The 16,466-nt window shown below is 41.9% G+C and carries 13 protein-coding genes; 6 read left to right on the forward strand and 7 right to left on the reverse strand.

What is annotated here, in order from left to right; all coding sequences use genetic code 11:
- Window positions 1-70: 70 nt before the first annotated feature.
- Window positions 71-514: a large-conductance mechanosensitive channel protein MscL gene (mscL, locus tag F777_RS0114080; RefSeq protein ID WP_026752606.1), complete on the reverse strand. Its 444-nt coding sequence runs from the start codon at window positions 512-514 to the stop codon at window positions 71-73.
- Window positions 515-607: 93 nt separating this feature from the next.
- On the opposite strand from mscL, the gene F777_RS0114085 reads away from it, so the two are divergent.
- A complete protein-coding gene (locus tag F777_RS0114085) occupies window positions 608-1,474 on the forward strand; it encodes a DMT family transporter (RefSeq protein WP_071790332.1) in 867 nt (288 codons plus the stop codon).
- Here the strand turns inward: F777_RS0114085 and frr are convergent, their stop codons facing one another.
- Entirely contained in the window at window positions 1,475-2,038 is a 564-nt protein-coding gene (frr, locus tag F777_RS0114090; protein ID WP_026752608.1) for a ribosome recycling factor, read from the reverse strand.
- A gap of 82 nt (window positions 2,039-2,120) precedes the next feature.
- On the opposite strand from frr, the gene F777_RS0114095 reads away from it, so the two are divergent.
- The gene (locus F777_RS0114095) at window positions 2,121-2,963 is read left to right on the forward strand and encodes a transketolase (RefSeq protein ID WP_026752609.1); all 843 of its coding nucleotides are present in this window, start codon (window positions 2,121-2,123) and stop codon (window positions 2,961-2,963) included.
- Between the two features lie 84 nt (window positions 2,964-3,047).
- Here the strand turns inward: F777_RS0114095 and F777_RS0114100 are convergent, their stop codons facing one another.
- Window positions 3,048-4,253, reverse strand: a complete 1,206-nt coding sequence (locus tag F777_RS0114100) for an FtsX-like permease family protein (RefSeq protein WP_026752610.1) — start codon at window positions 4,251-4,253, stop codon at window positions 3,048-3,050.
- Window positions 4,250-4,609 (reverse strand): 30S ribosome-binding factor RbfA, encoded by a 360-nt coding sequence (gene rbfA, locus F777_RS0114105; protein ID WP_026752611.1) that lies wholly within the window; start codon window positions 4,607-4,609, stop codon window positions 4,250-4,252. The genes F777_RS0114100 and rbfA overlap by 4 nt, the downstream gene beginning before the upstream one ends.
- Before the next feature lie 12 nt (window positions 4,610-4,621).
- Here rbfA and F777_RS0114110 point away from each other — a divergent pair, with 12 nt between their 5' ends.
- Window positions 4,622-6,499 (forward strand): ABC transporter ATP-binding protein, encoded by a 1,878-nt coding sequence (locus F777_RS0114110; RefSeq protein WP_235785958.1) that lies wholly within the window; start codon window positions 4,622-4,624, stop codon window positions 6,497-6,499.
- Window positions 6,500-6,552: 53 nt separating this feature from the next.
- Here F777_RS0114110 and F777_RS16875 read toward each other — a convergent pair whose 3' ends face one another.
- Window positions 6,553-7,572, reverse strand: coding sequence for a TraR/DksA family transcriptional regulator (locus F777_RS16875; RefSeq protein WP_037369548.1), 1,020 nt, complete (start codon window positions 7,570-7,572; stop codon window positions 6,553-6,555).
- Between the two features lie 5 nt (window positions 7,573-7,577).
- Window positions 7,578-11,096, reverse strand: a complete 3,519-nt coding sequence (gene ileS / locus F777_RS0114120; RefSeq protein ID WP_026752613.1) for an isoleucine--tRNA ligase — start codon at window positions 11,094-11,096, stop codon at window positions 7,578-7,580.
- A gap of 108 nt (window positions 11,097-11,204) precedes the next feature.
- Here ileS and F777_RS0114125 point away from each other — a divergent pair, with 108 nt between their 5' ends.
- Together F777_RS0114125 and F777_RS0114130 are read left to right on the forward strand one after the other, a co-directional pair.
- The gene (locus F777_RS0114125; protein ID WP_026752614.1) at window positions 11,205-12,197 is read left to right on the forward strand and encodes a 2-hydroxyacid dehydrogenase; all 993 of its coding nucleotides are present in this window, start codon (window positions 11,205-11,207) and stop codon (window positions 12,195-12,197) included.
- Window positions 12,198-12,214: 17 nt separating this feature from the next.
- The gene (locus F777_RS0114130) at window positions 12,215-13,303 is read left to right on the forward strand and encodes a hypothetical protein (protein ID WP_026752615.1); all 1,089 of its coding nucleotides are present in this window, start codon (window positions 12,215-12,217) and stop codon (window positions 13,301-13,303) included.
- A gap of 13 nt (window positions 13,304-13,316) precedes the next feature.
- Here F777_RS0114130 and F777_RS0114135 read toward each other — a convergent pair whose 3' ends face one another.
- Window positions 13,317-14,240, reverse strand: a complete 924-nt coding sequence (locus F777_RS0114135) for a helix-turn-helix domain-containing protein (protein WP_026752616.1) — start codon at window positions 14,238-14,240, stop codon at window positions 13,317-13,319.
- Between the two features lie 209 nt (window positions 14,241-14,449).
- Here F777_RS0114135 and gyrB point away from each other — a divergent pair, with 209 nt between their 5' ends.
- Complete coding sequence (gyrB, locus tag F777_RS0114140; RefSeq protein WP_026752617.1) at window positions 14,450-16,429, forward strand: DNA topoisomerase (ATP-hydrolyzing) subunit B; 1,980 nt, start codon at window positions 14,450-14,452, stop codon at window positions 16,427-16,429.
- The last annotated feature ends 37 nt before the right edge of the window (window positions 16,430-16,466 follow it).

Consider the following 16,466-nt stretch of genomic DNA (forward strand, 5'->3'; position numbering starts at 1 on the left):
TTTTTTACAAAGAAAAGAAAACAGGGCTTATTTTAGCCCTGTTTCCCGAATAGTTATCCACTAAAATAACTTAATCTACTTTTTTAAGGGAATCCCTGATTTCAGCCAGTAATTTTTCGGCTTCAGTAGGACCCGGAGGGGGTGCAGGGGCTGAGGGAACATCTTCCTTCTTCATCTTGTTCAGGGCTTTAATCACCATAAATACGGCAAAAGCCACAATCACAAAATCAATCAGATTGGTGATGAATACCCCATACTTAACCGACACTTCGGTTACTTCCGGCGTCACCACTACACCCGCAGCATCTTTCACTGCCGCAGTGGCTTCCTGCAATACCCATTTTTTATCATTGAAGTCTACCCCACCGGTAAGCATCCCTACCAGGGGCATGACCATACCATCCACAAAGGAGGTAACAATTTTTCCAAAAGAGACGCCCATCACAAAAGCGACAGCGGTATCTACCAGATTGCCCCTTACGGCAAACTCTTTGAATTCTTTAATCAGACCCATACATATTAGTTTTGTTTATCCAATATAATAAAATCTTCTGAAACATTCCCCCTTTCAAAGCGTTTATTAATGCATCTTTGAAAAAAAATTACTGTGCCGAAACAACTGATTAACTGGGGGATTTTTAGCTTGCTCTGTCTTATCTGGGGAAGCTCCTTTGTATTGATGAAAGAGGGCATGAATGTGCTGAGTCCCTATCAGGTTGCCTCTATCCGCTTAATCAGTGCAGGCATGGTGCTATTGCCTTTCGCAGTAAAAGCCCTGAGGGTTATTCCGGCCAATAAAAGAGGGGTAGTGGTTTTATCGGGCTTACTCGGCAGTTTTTTCCCTGCTTATTTGTTCTGCATAGCTGAAACTAAAATTGACAGTGCACTGGCAGGTATTATGAATGCGCTGACGCCCTTATTTGTTATTATCACCGGTGTTTCCTTTTTTCAGTTGAAAGTGAAAACCCTGCAGGTTTTGGGCATTATCATTGGTTTTATAGGTTTGTCGTTGTTGGTAGCAGCAGGTGCCAAAATTAATCTGGAATATTTTTCCTACGCACTACTGGTATTACTCGCTACGCTGTTTTATGGAATTAACGTAAACCTGGTCGGACGACATATGCAGGGAATTGGATCCATTGAAATTGCAGCACTGGCTTTTGTATTTCTGATGATTCCCTGCAGCATTATTCTTTCTTATACGGGTTATTTTTCTCTGCCACTCACCGAAACAGTCTACCTACAGTCTACCCTGGCTTCAGCGGTACTGGGAATATTTGGCACAGCAGTAGCATCTGTACTTTTTTACATGCTGGTAAAAAAAGCCGGGGCTTTATTTGCTTCGATGGTTACGTATGGAATCCCCTTTGTGGCAATCGGTTGGGGAATTTGGTATGGAGAGCAGGTGAACTTTTTACAGATCACCTGCTGTGGAATCATATTAATTGGCGTATATCTGGCCAATAAGAAGTAACTATACAGTCATCATTTCTTTTTCTTTGGCGGCAAGGTGTTTCTCTACCAAAGCAATATGCTTATCGGTTAATTCCTGGATATCTTTCTCTGCATCTTTGGCTGCATCTTCACTTAATCCGTCTTTTTGTAATTTTTTCACGCTTTCAATGGCATCCCTTCTGATATTACGGATAGCTACTTTAGCATGCTCACCTTCTCCGCCAGCTTTCTTTACCAGCTCTCTTCTTCTTTCTTCTGTTAATGGCGGCATGAACAAACGAATTTGTACCCCATCATTCTGAGGCGTAATGCCAATATTGGCTGCCATAATGGAACGTTCAATTTGCGCCAGCATGTTCTTTTCCCATGGCTGAATGCTGATGGTTCTGGCATCCAGTACGCTGATATTGGCTACCTGCGCAATCGGCGTGGGAGATCCATAATAATCTACTGTAATACCATCCAGCATATTGGGATTGGCTTTTCCTGCCCTGATTTTCACCAATTCTACTTCTAAGTGTAAAATGGCTTTCTTCATGGTATCGGCTGCATCGTCAATGATAAACCCTAATTCTTCTGACATACAATTTTATTAATTGGCGCAAATTTAATGAATGAATCCTAACCAAATGCTTTTATCTTCGCCGTAAAATTAACGGTTCTGTATGGCAAGTATAGCTGATTTACAAAAGACGGCAACCCAGGTCAGAAGGGATATTGTCCGCATGGTACACGGTGTTCAAAGTGGACATCCGGGTGGATCTTTGGGTTGTGCCGACGTGGTTACTGCGCTTTATTTCCACGCAATGAAACATGACGTGGCGTTTTCCATGGATGGAAAAGGAGAAGATCTTTTCTTTTTATCGAACGGACATATTTCTCCCTTGTATTATTCAGTGTTAGCCAGAGCCGGTTATTTTGAGGTGAAGGAACTGGCCAGCTTCAGAAAAATCAATACCCGTTTACAGGGTCATCCTACCACCCATGAGCACTTACCCGGCGTTAGAATTGCCAGTGGCTCACTGGGTCAGGGATTAAGCGTGGCCGCTGGTGCTGCACTTACCAAGAAGCTCAACAATGATTCGCACCTGGTTTTCTCTTTACACGGCGATGGGGAATTACAGGAAGGACAAATCTGGGAAGCGGTTATGTTTGCTGCCCACCATAAAGTAGACAACCTGATCAGCATTATTGATGTGAATGGTCAGCAGATTGACGGACCTACCAGTAAAGTAATGTCTTTGGGAAATTTAAAAAATAAATTTGAATCCTTCGACTGGACCGTGCTTGAAATGGACGGCAATCAAATGGATCAGGTAGTAGCCACACTGGATAAAGCCAAATCAATGACCGGTCAGGGAAAACCGATTTGTATTTTAATGAAAACTGAAATGGGCAAGGGCGTTGATTTTATGGAAGGCAGCCACGAATGGCATGGCATTGCTCCTTCTGATGATCAACTGGCTAAAGCTCTGGGACAGTTGGAAGAAACTTTAGGGGATTATTAGTGATTGCTTTTCTTCAAAAGTGGTAATCAAATGTAAAAGAAAGCTGTAATCTCTAGGAAAAGAGATTTTCGAGAATAAAATAAATTAAGTGCGCAACTGAAAAGTCTGCGCACTTATTTTTTGCGCAGTTACCCAGGCAGCTGAAAAAGCAATGGCAGCAACGGTTGCTGTTACCAGCATAAAATCGGTCCATTGTACTTTTACCGGATAGTAATCAATAATGAAAGTAGTACCCCCCAGTTTAATCAGGTGGAAACTTTCCTGCAACCAGCAAATAATGCCGCCCAGTAATATTCCGGTACCCGCCCCAATAGCAGAAAGCAACAATCCCTCCAATAAAAAAATTCGCCTGATTCTTCCAGGTGTTGCACCTAATGCCCGCAATACAGCAATGTCTTTTTGTTTTTCCAAAATCAACATACTCAATGCACCAATCATATTGAATGCAGCCACAACCAATATCAGAGATAGTATGCCATAAATTACCCATTTCTCCAGTTGCATAACTGAATACAAAGAAGCATTTTGCTGGTAACGATTTTGAATAAGCACCTGATTGCCAAAAATGGATTCTAATTGCTGTCTGATTTCTGATTCTTTTCCGCTTACATTCACTTCAATGGCACTATATGCATTGAAAGGCAATCCCAGCATATACTGCATAAAGCGCAGATTCGTGAAAGCATAAGTATTATCAAAATCCTGCTGCACAATAAAGGCACCCGTTGGAATAACAGAAAAAGCATTCAGCCCATCAGACTGTAATAAATTGGAATTCGTGTTGGGAAAATAAAGGGTAGCGGCTTCAAATACTTTTTCGGTATTGATGCCTGCGGCGTTTTCAATCCCCCCGCCCATTACAATACCCGGAATGGTATCATTACCCAGATTGAAACTTCCCCTGCGGATATATTTCTGAATGGGATTTACTTTTGTATAACTCTCTTCCACCCCTTTTAAAGTTACAATCGTCTGATAAGCTCCTGTTAACAATGCCTTCTCTTCTACCACATAACTAAAAGCCTTCATCCCTTTTACCTGACCGATAGCCGCCTGTTGCTTGGCAGTTATCGCAAATGTTTTTCCGCTTGCTGGTACCACTTTATAGGCTGGATAAAAGTCTCCGTACAATCCTTTTACCAGGGATTCAAATCCATTGAATACACTTAGGATGATGATTAATGAAGCTGTGCCTACGGCGATGGCCATTACCGAAATACCTGCAATAATATTGATGGCATTGGTGGTTTTTTTTGATTGGAAATATCGCCAGGCAAAGAGAAGATTCATTTCTCTTTCTCGTTTATTTTCTTGAAGATTTCCTCCATCTTAAATACATAGTCCAGGGTATCGTCGTTATAAAAATGGATCACCGGAATTCTTCTCAGCTGGTGTTTCATTTTATCGGCCAGTTCTTTTTTAATTTCCCAGGCTTTGGATTCTATTTTCTTCATGACTGCCGCCTCATCTTTTACCTGGAATAAACTAATATATACCCTGGCTTCCAGCAAATCCGGCGTTACTTTTACATTGGATATAGAGACCATTCCCCCATCTATCATAGCCAGGTTTAATCTTCTGAATATATCATTGAATTGCTCTTGCAATGCTCCTGCTACCTGTCTTTGTCTTTTTCCTTCCTCCATATTATACGGTTTATGGGTGTAAAATTAGTTACTTTGCCTTGTTTCACCATTTATTCCTGTATGAAGCGTTTTGAGCGGATCCTTTTTTACTTGCGTAGCCAACGGAAAAACATTGTATTATATGTACTGTTTAACCTATTATCCATTGCCTTTTCATTGATTTCATTGGTGATGCTGGCTCCTTTTCTGGGGCTTTTATTTGCCAAGGAAAAATTAATTACGGCTAAACCCACACTGCGATTTCCGCAGGATGGCGCCGATGCTGTATTGGCCCACTTGAAATATTACCTGAGTATGCTGATTCAGGAACAGGGCGAAGTGTATGCTTTAGGTGCCATCTGTATCGTGATTATTGTTGCCATATTTTTTAAAAATGCATTCACCTATTTATCCTTCAGGGTATTGGCCCCGATGCGCAATTATGTAATGACCAAACTTCGCTCTGACTTATACGCCAAAATATTACAGTTGCCAATTGGATTTTTTACAGAACAGAAAAAAGGCGATATCATCAGCCGAATGAGCAATGATGCCAACGAAATTGAATGGAGTGTAATGAGCACGCTGGAAGGGCTAATCAGGGATCCGCTGAATATTCTGATTATCCTGAGTGTGTTGGTATACATCAGTCCGGTACTTTCCGTTTTCTTGCTGGTATTGCTACCTTTAACGGGTTTTATTATCGGAAGGGTAAGTCGGTCTTTAAAGAAACAATCCACTGCTTCAGCAGAAGAACTGGGCAGTTTAATGAGTATTCTCGATGAAACCCTTGGAGGACTAAGAGTCATTAAAGCCTTCAACGCGGAAAAGATTTTGCGCAATCGGTTCTTCTCTACGAATAACAACCTGAATCATATCCGTAATAAAATGAATTTCAGGAAAGACCTGGCTTCGCCCATGTCTGAATTCATGGGGGTGATGGTACTCAGCTGTATTTTGTGGTTTGGGGGAAGATTGGTATTGAATAACGAAGCGGGTCTGGAAGCCACCGGCTTTATCAACTATATTGTAATTTTTACCCAGATCATTAATCCGGCCAAGTCTTTGTCTACTGCTTTTTATAACGCACAAAGAGGTAGCGCTGCCATTCAAAGAATTGAAGAAATTTTACAGGCCCCGATTCTGGTAACCGACGAACCCAATGCCAAAGAATTAACCAGCTTCAATCATTCTATTGAATTTAAAAATGTAAACTTTTCTTACAACGATACTCCCATTCTGAAAAATATCAACCTTACAATTGAAAAGGGCAAAACCATTGCCCTGGTTGGGTCTTCCGGTGCGGGTAAAAGTAGTCTGGCCGATTTGATTCCCCGTTTTCACGATGTTAGCGGAGGAGAAATTCTGATTGATGGCATCAATATTAAAAACTACTCCCTGCACAGTATTCGCGCTTTAATGGGGATTGTTACACAGGAGCCCATTTTATTTAATGATACCATTGCCGGCAATATTGCATTGGGGGTAGACAATGCCAATCAAAAAGATATTGAACAAGCCGCCATAGTTGCGAATGCACTGGATTTTATCAGGAAAAAAGAAGCCGGATTTGAAACCAATATTGGAGACAGGGGAAGCAAGTTGAGTGGCGGTGAAAGACAAAGAGTTACTATTGCCAGAGCCGTACTAAAGAATCCTCCGATTTTAATTTTAGACGAAGCTACTTCTTCACTGGATACAGAAAGTGAAAGACTGGTGCAGGACGCCATCAACAATATGATGCAGAACCGAACCTCCATTGTGATAGCGCACCGATTAAGCACCATCCGTCATGCCAATGAAATCATCGTATTGCAAAAAGGCGAAATTGCCGAAAGAGGAACTCATGATGAACTACTGACCAAAGGTGGTATTTACAAGAAACTGGTAGACATGCAGGAAGTTAAATAAAAATCCCGGTTACTTTGTAACCGGGATTTTTCTATTCATTTTAATTAGGGTAATTAGTCCTGGTTAGGCTTAACCAACCCCAACTTTGCTTCTAAGCTTAAAGTAGCATGTGGAACTGCTCGCAATCTAGCTTTGTCAATTAAACGACCGGTCACTCTGCAGATACCATAGGTTTTATTTTCAATTCGCATTAGGGCTTTTTCCAAATGGTCAATATAGGTAATTTGACGACTCGCCATTTGACTCAATTGTTCTTTTTCCATGCTCATAGTTCCGTCTTCCATGGTCATGTAACGTGCATCATCATTGTCTCCGCCCATTTCGTCTTTACGGGTAATTAGCCCTTGCAGATAAGCCAGTTCTTTCTTAGCAGCATCCAGTTTTTTATTAATCAACTCTCTGAATTCTGCCAAATCGCTGTCATTATATTTCACCAGCGGACCTTGTGGCTTGGGAGCTTCTACTCTTTTCTCCAAAGGTGTGTAGCCTGGATTATAGGTTACACTGGACTTGGTATTGATCTTCGGTACTTTAACGTCTTTTATGGGACCTGGCACTTTTTTTACTGGCTTTACAGGGGGAGCAGGAGGCGCTTTTGGAGCGGGCTTCTGAACAGCCACTGGTTTTGCTGGTGCTGGTGCTGGCTTGGGTGCCGCAACAGGTGCTGGCTTCGCAACCGCAGGCTTAACAGGAGCAGCTTTAACTGCTGGTTTAGCAGCGGGTTTTGCGGGTGCCTTTGCAGCGGGTTTGGCTACGGGCTTCACCGGAGCTTTTGCAACAGGCTTGGAACCCCCTTTCACAGGTGCTTTTGCAGCAGGTTTGGCAGCAGGCTTCGGAGCAGCTTTTACAGGGGCTTTTTTGGCCGGAGCTTTTGCAGCTGGCTTTGCGGGTGCTTTTGCAGCGGGTTTCACCGCCGCTTTGGCTGGCGCTTTTTTCGCAGGCGCCGCTTTGGCAACTGGTTTAGCAGCAGCTTTTGCTGGTGCCTTTGCAGCGGGTTTTGCTGCAGCTTTGGCTGGAGCAGCCTTTACAGCTTTTTTGGGAGTTGCTTTGGGGGCTGGTTTTTTTGTAGCCATAGGTCTTATCCTTTTTTGTTTACAACCACGTCTAGTGAAATGTCATTTACTTCAATTGGCGTACCATTCTCTAAATGGGTCTTCCATTCAATGCCATCTGCCAGAATTTCGCGGCAAATATAATCGTTAAATTTAATAATAGAAGGCTTAAGGGGGGTACCTTCGGGTAACTCTACGAATATACGGTCTGTTAATTCAAATCCGGATTCTTTTCTAATATTTTGTATCCGATTGACGAATTCCCGTGCTTCTCCCTCCAATTTAAGATCTTCTGTTATGGTTATATCAAGAGCAACTGTCAAATTCCCTCTTGAAGCCACGCTCCATCCGGGTATATCTTCTGCTACCAGTTTGACTTCTTTATTTTTCTCAATGTTTACTTCTATAATGTTTTCATAATTAATAAAATCCAAATTTCCAGATATCGATCTGTTTAAATCAATTATTTCATTATTCGCAATATGATATGTCTTTTTACCGAAATTATTGAAATTCCTAATTTCCTCAACATCCCAACTCTTGACGTCATTAGCAATAGAACCTGTTGCCGCACTTGATCCAGTATAAATCATCAATGTTGAGCTAATTAGTTTGTAATCAGGAATTTGACGCATTTTAATGTCAAACTTATCTGAATTTACTGCTTGAACGTACTTAACATTTGTTTCAAACTCAACAATATTTCTTATATCACTTTGAAGATTAAATACTTTTTCACTTGTTCCTAAAACTTCTTCCTCAACAAAAAATTTCATTTTGGGGTCAGAGTGTCCAGCTAATGGTATTAAAACTTTATAAAGTGGTTGACGAACTTTTATATTGTTATTTTTCCTTATCGATAAAATCAAGGAACAAATGTCTTGACTGAATTGAATTCGTTCTTCTAATTCAGCATCTACCATATCTGCATGGTAAACCGGGAAGTCTGCATGGTGCACAGAACCTACGTTAAATCTATTGGTTACTGCATTCAGCTGATTAAATACCGCATCACTGAAGAATGGAGAAATAGGTGCTATTAATCGCACAATGGTTTCCAGACATTCGTAAAGGGTTTGATAAGCACTGATTTTATCGGCTTCGTATTCTCCTTTCCAGAAACGTCTTCTGCACAATCTCACATACCAGTTACTCAATTGTGCATCTACAAAATGCTCTATTGCTCTACCTGCCAATGTAGGTTCAAAATCGTTCATGCATTCAGTTACTTCTTTCACGAGGCTGTTTAAAGAAGATAAAATCCAGCGATCAATTTCTGGTCTTTCCGCCAGCGGGATGGGGGCTTCCTTGTAAGCGAAGCCGTCTACATTTGCATACAAACAGAAGAACTGGTAAGTATTGTAAAGAGTGCCGAAGAATTTTCTCTGCACTTCCTGTATACCTGCTAAATCAAATTTTAAATTATCCCAGGGCGAAGCATTGGTAATTAAATACCATCTGGTAGCATCTGCTCCGTATTTCTCAATGGTTTCAAACGGGTTCACCACATTGCCCAGACGCTTACTCATTTTGTTGCCATTCTTATCAAGCACCAAGCCATTACTCACTACCGCTTTATAGGCAACATTATCAAACAACATCACGCCCAAAGCATGCAGGGTATAGAACCAGCCGCGTGTCTGATCTACCCCTTCTGCAATAAAATCTGCAGGAAAAGCTTCCCCTTTGTCAATTAAATCTTTGTTCTCAAACGGATAATGCCACTGCGCATAAGGCATGGCACCGCTATCGAACCAAACGTCGATTAAATCGGGTACACGGTGCATGGGTTTGCCAGAAGGGCTTACCAGTATAATTTCGTCTACAAAAGGCTTATGCAAATCAAGTATTCCCTGGTGTAAATAGTTCTTGTTGATATCCCCGCCCAATACCTCATTGGCTTTGCGAATACCTTCGTTCAATTCTGCAATGGAACCAATACAAACTTCTTCGGTTCCGTCCTCTGTGCGCCATACCGGTAAAGGGGTTCCCCAGTAACGGCTTCTGCTCAGGTTCCAGTCTACCATGTTTTCCAGCCAGTTTCCGAATCTACCTTCTCCGGTAGACTTGGGTTTCCAGTTAATGGTTTTATTCAGTTCCACCATTCTGTCTTTCACGGCAGTGGTTTTAATAAACCAGGCATCCAGCGGATAATACAAAATGGGTTTGTCGGTTCTCCAGCAATGCGGATAACTGTGTTCGTATTTCTCTACTTTAAAAGCACGGTTCTCTTTTTTCAGATACACACAGATATCTACGTTTACATCTATATAATTAGGATCGTCCTTATAATTTTTTACAAAACGATTGCTGAATGGACCCAGGCCGTCTACAAATTTCCCTTCCTTATCCACCATGGTTAAAATACCAATGTTGAATTTCTTGCCCACTCTAAAGTCATCCGCACCAAAAGCAGGAGCAGTGTGTACAATACCGGTACCATCTTCTGTAGTTACAAAATCACCAGTGATGACCCTGAATGGCTTTGCATCCGGAGTGATCGCCAGAATTTCTTTTAATGAATTGGCTTCATAAGGCAGTAACTGTTCGTACTCCATCCCTTCGATATCGCTACCCTTAAACTGAGCCAAAACCACCCATGGCAATATTTTGGTTTTTTCATTAATGCCTTCAAAAGAAGCATTTTCCCCTTCTGCTTTAAAATACTTGCCCATCAAGGCTTTTGCAAGAATTACATTCACCGGAAGCAAAGTGTAAGGATTCACTGTTTTAACCAATACATAGTCAATATTGGGTCCAACCGTTAAGCCAAGATTGGATGGCAAAGTCCAGGGGGTGGTGGTCCATGCCATGAAGAAAACTTCTTCTGCAGTAATGGTGGAGTTAGCAGTTTGTAGTTGCTGATACCATGCAGCAGTACTCAGAGATGCCTGTGTGGCTTTAAACATGGCTACCGCCGAAGTGTCTTTTACTTCTTTGTAAGTACCAGGCTGATTCAACTCATGGGAACTCAAACCTGTACCTGCTGCAGGTGAATAGGGCTGGATACTCACACTCTCGTACAGGTATCCTTTTTTATACAGCGCACTTAATATCCACCAAAGGGTCTCTATATAATCGTTTTCAAAAGTTACATAAGGCTTTTCCAGATCTACCCAATATCCCATTTTGGTTGTAATATCATCCCATTCTTTCTTGTAACGAAGTACGGCTTCGCGGCATTTTTTATTGTAGTCTTCAATGCTGATTTTCTTGCCAATATCTTCCTTTGTAATACCTAATTCTTTTTCTACTCCTAATTCAATGGGCAAACCATGGGTATCCCAACCGCCTTTTCTTTTTACCTGAAATCCCTGCATGGTTTTATACCGGCAAACCATGTCTTTCAGGGTTCTGGAAATTACGTGGTGAATACCAGGCATACCGTTTGCACTGGGTGGACCCTCAAAAAATACAAAGGGCTTATTCCCTTCCCTCAAAGCGATACTTTTCTCAAAAGCGGCATTGGCTTTCCAACCGGCCAATACTTCTTTTTCAATCAAGGGTAAATTCAATCCTGAAAATTCTGCATACTTCGCACTCATGGTATTCCGCAAATAAGGGTTTAAAAAATTCGGGCAAAGGTACGAATCCTTACACGAATAATCATGGTTATCGCTTCGTGGCTTTGGCTTTCTGGGCTATATTTGGGTATGAAAATTGTTTTTTTTAGTTCACAGCCTTACGACAAACAGTTTTTTACCCAATACAATCAGCCGGGGTATGAATTAATTTTTCAAGAAACCCATCTGGATGAACAATCTGTAAAGCTGGCTGCAGGGGCAACTGCCATCTGTGTTTTTGTAAACGACAAGGTAAATGCAGGCATTATTGAGCAACTGGCCAATATGAACGTGGGAATAATTGCCCTGCGTTGCGCCGGATTCAACAATGTAGACCTGGAAGCCGCTAAAGCTGCCGGAATTAAAGTTTGTCGTGTTCCTGCTTATTCCCCTGAAGCCGTTGCGGAACATGCTGTGGCCATGTTACTTACCCTGAACAGGAAAACCCATAAAGCCTATAATCGGGTAAGAGAACAGAATTTCGCCCTGCAAGGACTACTCGGTTACAATTTATACGGGAAGACCATTGGGGTGATTGGAACCGGAAATATTGGAAAAGCATTCTGTAAAATCATGCTGGGCTTTGGCTGCAAAGTGGTGGCTTTTGATTTAATAGCCAATCAGGAATTAATGGCTGCAGGGGTAGATTATCAACCCCTCATGGAAGTGCTGAAGGCAGATATTATTTCTTTACATTGTCCTTTGAATGAGCAAACCAAACATATTATTCAAAAAGATACGATAGCGCTGATGAAGCGCGGTGTGGTTATTATTAATACCAGCAGGGGCGGATTGGTAAAAACCAAAGATGTAATTCATGCCCTAAAATCGGGGCATATCAGTGCTTTGGGTATTGATGTATACGAACAGGAGGAAAAAATATTTTTCAAAAACCTTTCTGAAGACATTATTCAGGACGATGAAATTCAAAGACTGATGAGTTTTCCGAATGTACTGATTACTGCTCACCAGGCCTTTTTTACCGAGGAAGCACTGGAACAAATTGCTACAACAACGTTAAATAATATTCAGCATTTAACGGAAAACACTAACTTAATTTCTCAGGCTGCATTATTGACCTAAATTTTATCTTTACAGGAATGAAAGGATTGTATACTTTGATTGCTTGGCTGGGCCTAATTGCCCTTGGATTCAGTTCCTGTTCCAAAGAGTTTAGTTCAGAAGGGCCTGGGCTGGGTGGTTCAGCTGCTGGCACGTTACTCGACAGCATGGGTAATTGCCAGACTGCTGTAGTAAAAGGGCAGTACAAGGAACTGGAAAATTTAACCGACAGCAATTATATCCTGGTTAAAGTAAATTTCACCACTCAGGGCAAGTACACCATTTTCTCCGATACCACCAATGGAATGTGGTTCAGGGATTCCGGGTTTGCCTTTGTACAGGGAGCCAATACCATCAAGCTAAAAGGAAAGGGACAACCAATTCTGCCCGGTACTTTTACTTTTCAGATTAATTTCGGAAACAGTGCCTGTATGGTAAATATTACCACCATCGGCAGCGTGAACAATGGCTCATCTACAGCAGACTATCTGCCTACCAGGGCCAATGGTTATATAGATTATGAATTAAATCCTGCATTTCCGGCAACCAACGGAGGATTCATTCCTGAATTCCGCGCAACCATTGCCAGCACACTATCTCAGGGAGTGTACAACAATGTAAGCAGAACCTATTCCCGCTATTCTACCAGCGCCGGAGATCAGTTATTTGCCAGAAAAGATGGCACAGGCAAATACTATCAATTCGGAACACCTGAATTCGACTACCTGTACATTTACGACACCATTGTGAATAATGAAAGAATGGACTTTGTTTACCTGGACGAATCCAGAAACCCGGGTCAATCCTTTGATACAGATAGTTTACGAGTTGGTTTTTTTGACTCTAATACCAATGCAATGGTTTACGGTTGGGCGAAACTCAGGATTACAACCTTATTTAAGGGAAGACAAATGTCTTTACTGGGTACTTTGTACACAGATATCATTACCGTGAAAAGAGAGCTCTATTTTAAACCGGACGCCGCCGGCAGTTATTCACTACTGAATTTGGTAGCCGAGCTTTCCTATGCAAAAGGAATTGGCCTGGTAGACCAAAGGGTATTTGAAGCAACGGCTTCTGGTACCACGGTTCAATCCATTACCATTAAAGGCTGGAACGGTTTGTAATAAGAGGGAAGCATTATTTTAAAAGCTCACAAGGCTTCAGACCTGTATGCTTTTTAAATGCGGCTGAGAAATGAGAGATAGAGGAATATCCAAGCAAGGCAGATACATCCGTAACGCTTAAACTTTTTTCGTACAACAAATACTTGGCGTGTTCCATTCTTTGCTGCTGATAAAAATCGAATATGGTAGTGCCAAATACTTCCTTGAATCCTTTCTTCAGATAGCATTCGTTCATGGCAACCTTGCGGCTTAATTCCTTGATGGTGATGGGATCTCCAATATGCTGCAACAGAATATCTCTTGCCTGATAAATTCTTTCCTTGCCACTATCATCAGCCAGAAACTTACAGGCAAAGCCCTCTTCTTTTTCATGAACCAGACAGTCCATACTGTACAACAACAACTCGTGTACTTTGGCATTTACATAGATATTCTCCATGGATCCCGAATAACTATGGTTCAATAATGCATCCAGCACATTTCTGTTACGAACACATAATGGGAACAACTTGGTAAAAGCATTGGGATGTTTAAATGCCAGCACTTCATCTTTCCGGTTGGCCAGTTTAACATTGTGTACAAACTGCTTCAGGAAGCTGGCGGTAAAATGAAAAGTAAATACATCCATGGTATGCATTTTACCGCTGCAATTCATGGTAGGCAATTCACTGCAGGACCCACAACTTCTCTCAGCACAATATTTGTTTCCGGAAATACAGAATCGGAGTTCCAGAAAATTTTCTTTGGGCTTCTTTTCATTGTAATGGTAAACCAACATACCACTGTCGTCTGTAATCCAGGCGGGCTGGGCATAATATCGGCGAATGGTATACTGAATTGACCCCGGAATGTTCTGCTCTTTCTTATAAAGCAGGTCCATGCCAGCATCCAGTCCCCCTTTTTGCGCCTGTTTCAATATGTCCATTACGGTGTTCATCCAACAGCAAAATTAATGTATAAACATCTATTTGGCAAATCCAGGGCAGGCATTAGCAAATCTTTTGCACTTGAGTGATCCAATCAGCCCTGATTTTTTCCCGAAAAAATGGGGAAAACTCGGCCTTTGAAGCGGTTAAAATCCCCCCGAAAACGCCTACATTTGTAAGCTTGCAGAATATAACCAAAACGCAAGTGAGACAAGACTTTATGAGCGAAGAATTAGAACAACAACACGCAGCAGAAAACAAAAATTACGGGGCAGATAGTATACAGGTTTTAGAGGGATTGGAAGCGGTTCGGAAAAGACCGGCCATGTACATTGGCGATGTAGGGATTAAAGGATTGCACCACCTGGTTTACGAAGTGGTGGATAATTCCATAGATGAAGCCCTTGCCGGTTTCTGTAAAAACATTTTTGTTACCATACACGAAGACAATTCCATCAGTGTGCAGGATGATGGCCGTGGTATTCCAACTGCAATGCACTCCAAAGAAAAAAAGAGTGCACTGGAAGTGGTTATGACAGTACTACACGCAGGAGGTAAGTTCGATAAAAACACCTATAAGGTTTCCGGAGGTCTGCACGGTGTGGGGGTGAGTTGTGTGAATGCACTGAGCACCAAATTGCTGGTTACTGTTCAGAGAGAAGGAAAAATATTTGAACAGGAATACGCTATAGGTGTACCCAAATATGCGGTTCGTGAAATTGGCACCAGCGATATTACTGGTACCAAAGTACATTTCTGGCCGGATGCTAGCATTTTTCAGGAAACCGTTTACCGCAAGGAAATTCTGGAAGGCCGTTTGAGAGAACTGGCTTACCTGAATCGTAAAATCAATATTACCCTTACCGATTTAAGAGAATTGGATGAAGCAGGAAATGCATACAGCAATCATTTCTACAGCGAAGGAGGTATTATTGAATTTGTGGAAATGCTTGACAGAAATGCCAACAGAAATCCTATTCTGACTGCTCCGCTATTTGTGGAAGGGCACGATGAAGCTACCAATGTTGCGGTTGAAGTGGCATTAACCTATAACGACGATTTCAAAGAGAATATCTTCTCTTATGTAAACAATATTAATACCATTGAAGGTGGCACGCATGTTACCGGTTTCCGTCAGGCTTTAACCCGTGTATTTAAAAGTTACGGAGACAGAGAAGGATTATTTGAAAAGGCGAAAGTAACCGTAGAAGGAGACGACTTCAGGGAAGGTTTAAGTGCCATTATCTCTGTAAAAGTGCCTGAGCCACAATTTGAAGGACAAACCAAAACCAAATTAGGCAACAGTGAAGTAAGCGGTGTGGTTCAGACAACCGTAGCACGCGCTTTGGAAGCCTACCTGGAAGAAAATCCAAAAGAAAGCAAGCAGGTAATTTCCAAAATCATTCTGGCTGCCCAGGCAAGGGTTGCTGCAAAAAAAGCCAGGGATATGGTGCAAAGAAAAACCGTATTATCTGGTGGTGGATTACCTGGAAAACTGGCGGATTGCAGTGAAAAAGACCCTGTTAAATGCGAGCTCTACCTGGTGGAAGGAGACTCGGCAGGTGGTACCGCCAAGCAAGGCAGGGACCGCAGCTATCAGGCCATTTTACCTTTAAGAGGTAAAATCCTGAATGTGGAAAAAGCCATGGAGCATAAGATTTACGAGAACGAAGAAATTCGCAATATGTATACGGCACTGGGAGTTACTGTTGGTACACCTGAAGATCCCAAGGCCCTGAACACCTCCAAACTAAGGTATCACAAACTGATTATCATGACGGATGCCGATGTGGACGGCTCGCATATTGCCACTTTGATTCTGACTTTTATCTTCCGTTATATGAAGGAACTGGTAGAGCAGGGCTGTGTATATATTGCCCAGCCGCCTTTATACCTGGTTAAGAAAGGAAAGGATCAGGAATATGCTTATAGCGAAGAACAAAGAAAAGGCCTGATTGAAAAACTGGGTGGAGGAAAGGAAGATAGTGTTACCATACAGCGATACAAGGGTCTGGGTGAGATGAATGCAGAACAACTGTGGGAAACCACTATGGACCCATCCAGAAGAACCCTGAAAAGAGTTACTATTGAAAGTGCCGCAGAAGCCGACCGCATTTTCAGTATGCTGATGGGCGACGAAGTGGCTCCGAGAAGGGAATTCATTGAAAGTCATGCCAAATACGCCAGAATTGACGTTTAGGCAAAAAAGCAGTATCTTGTTTACCTAACCCAAACCC

The organism is Sediminibacterium sp. C3 (assembly GCF_000508085.1).
Lineage (GTDB): Bacteria > Bacteroidota > Bacteroidia > Chitinophagales > Chitinophagaceae > Sediminibacterium.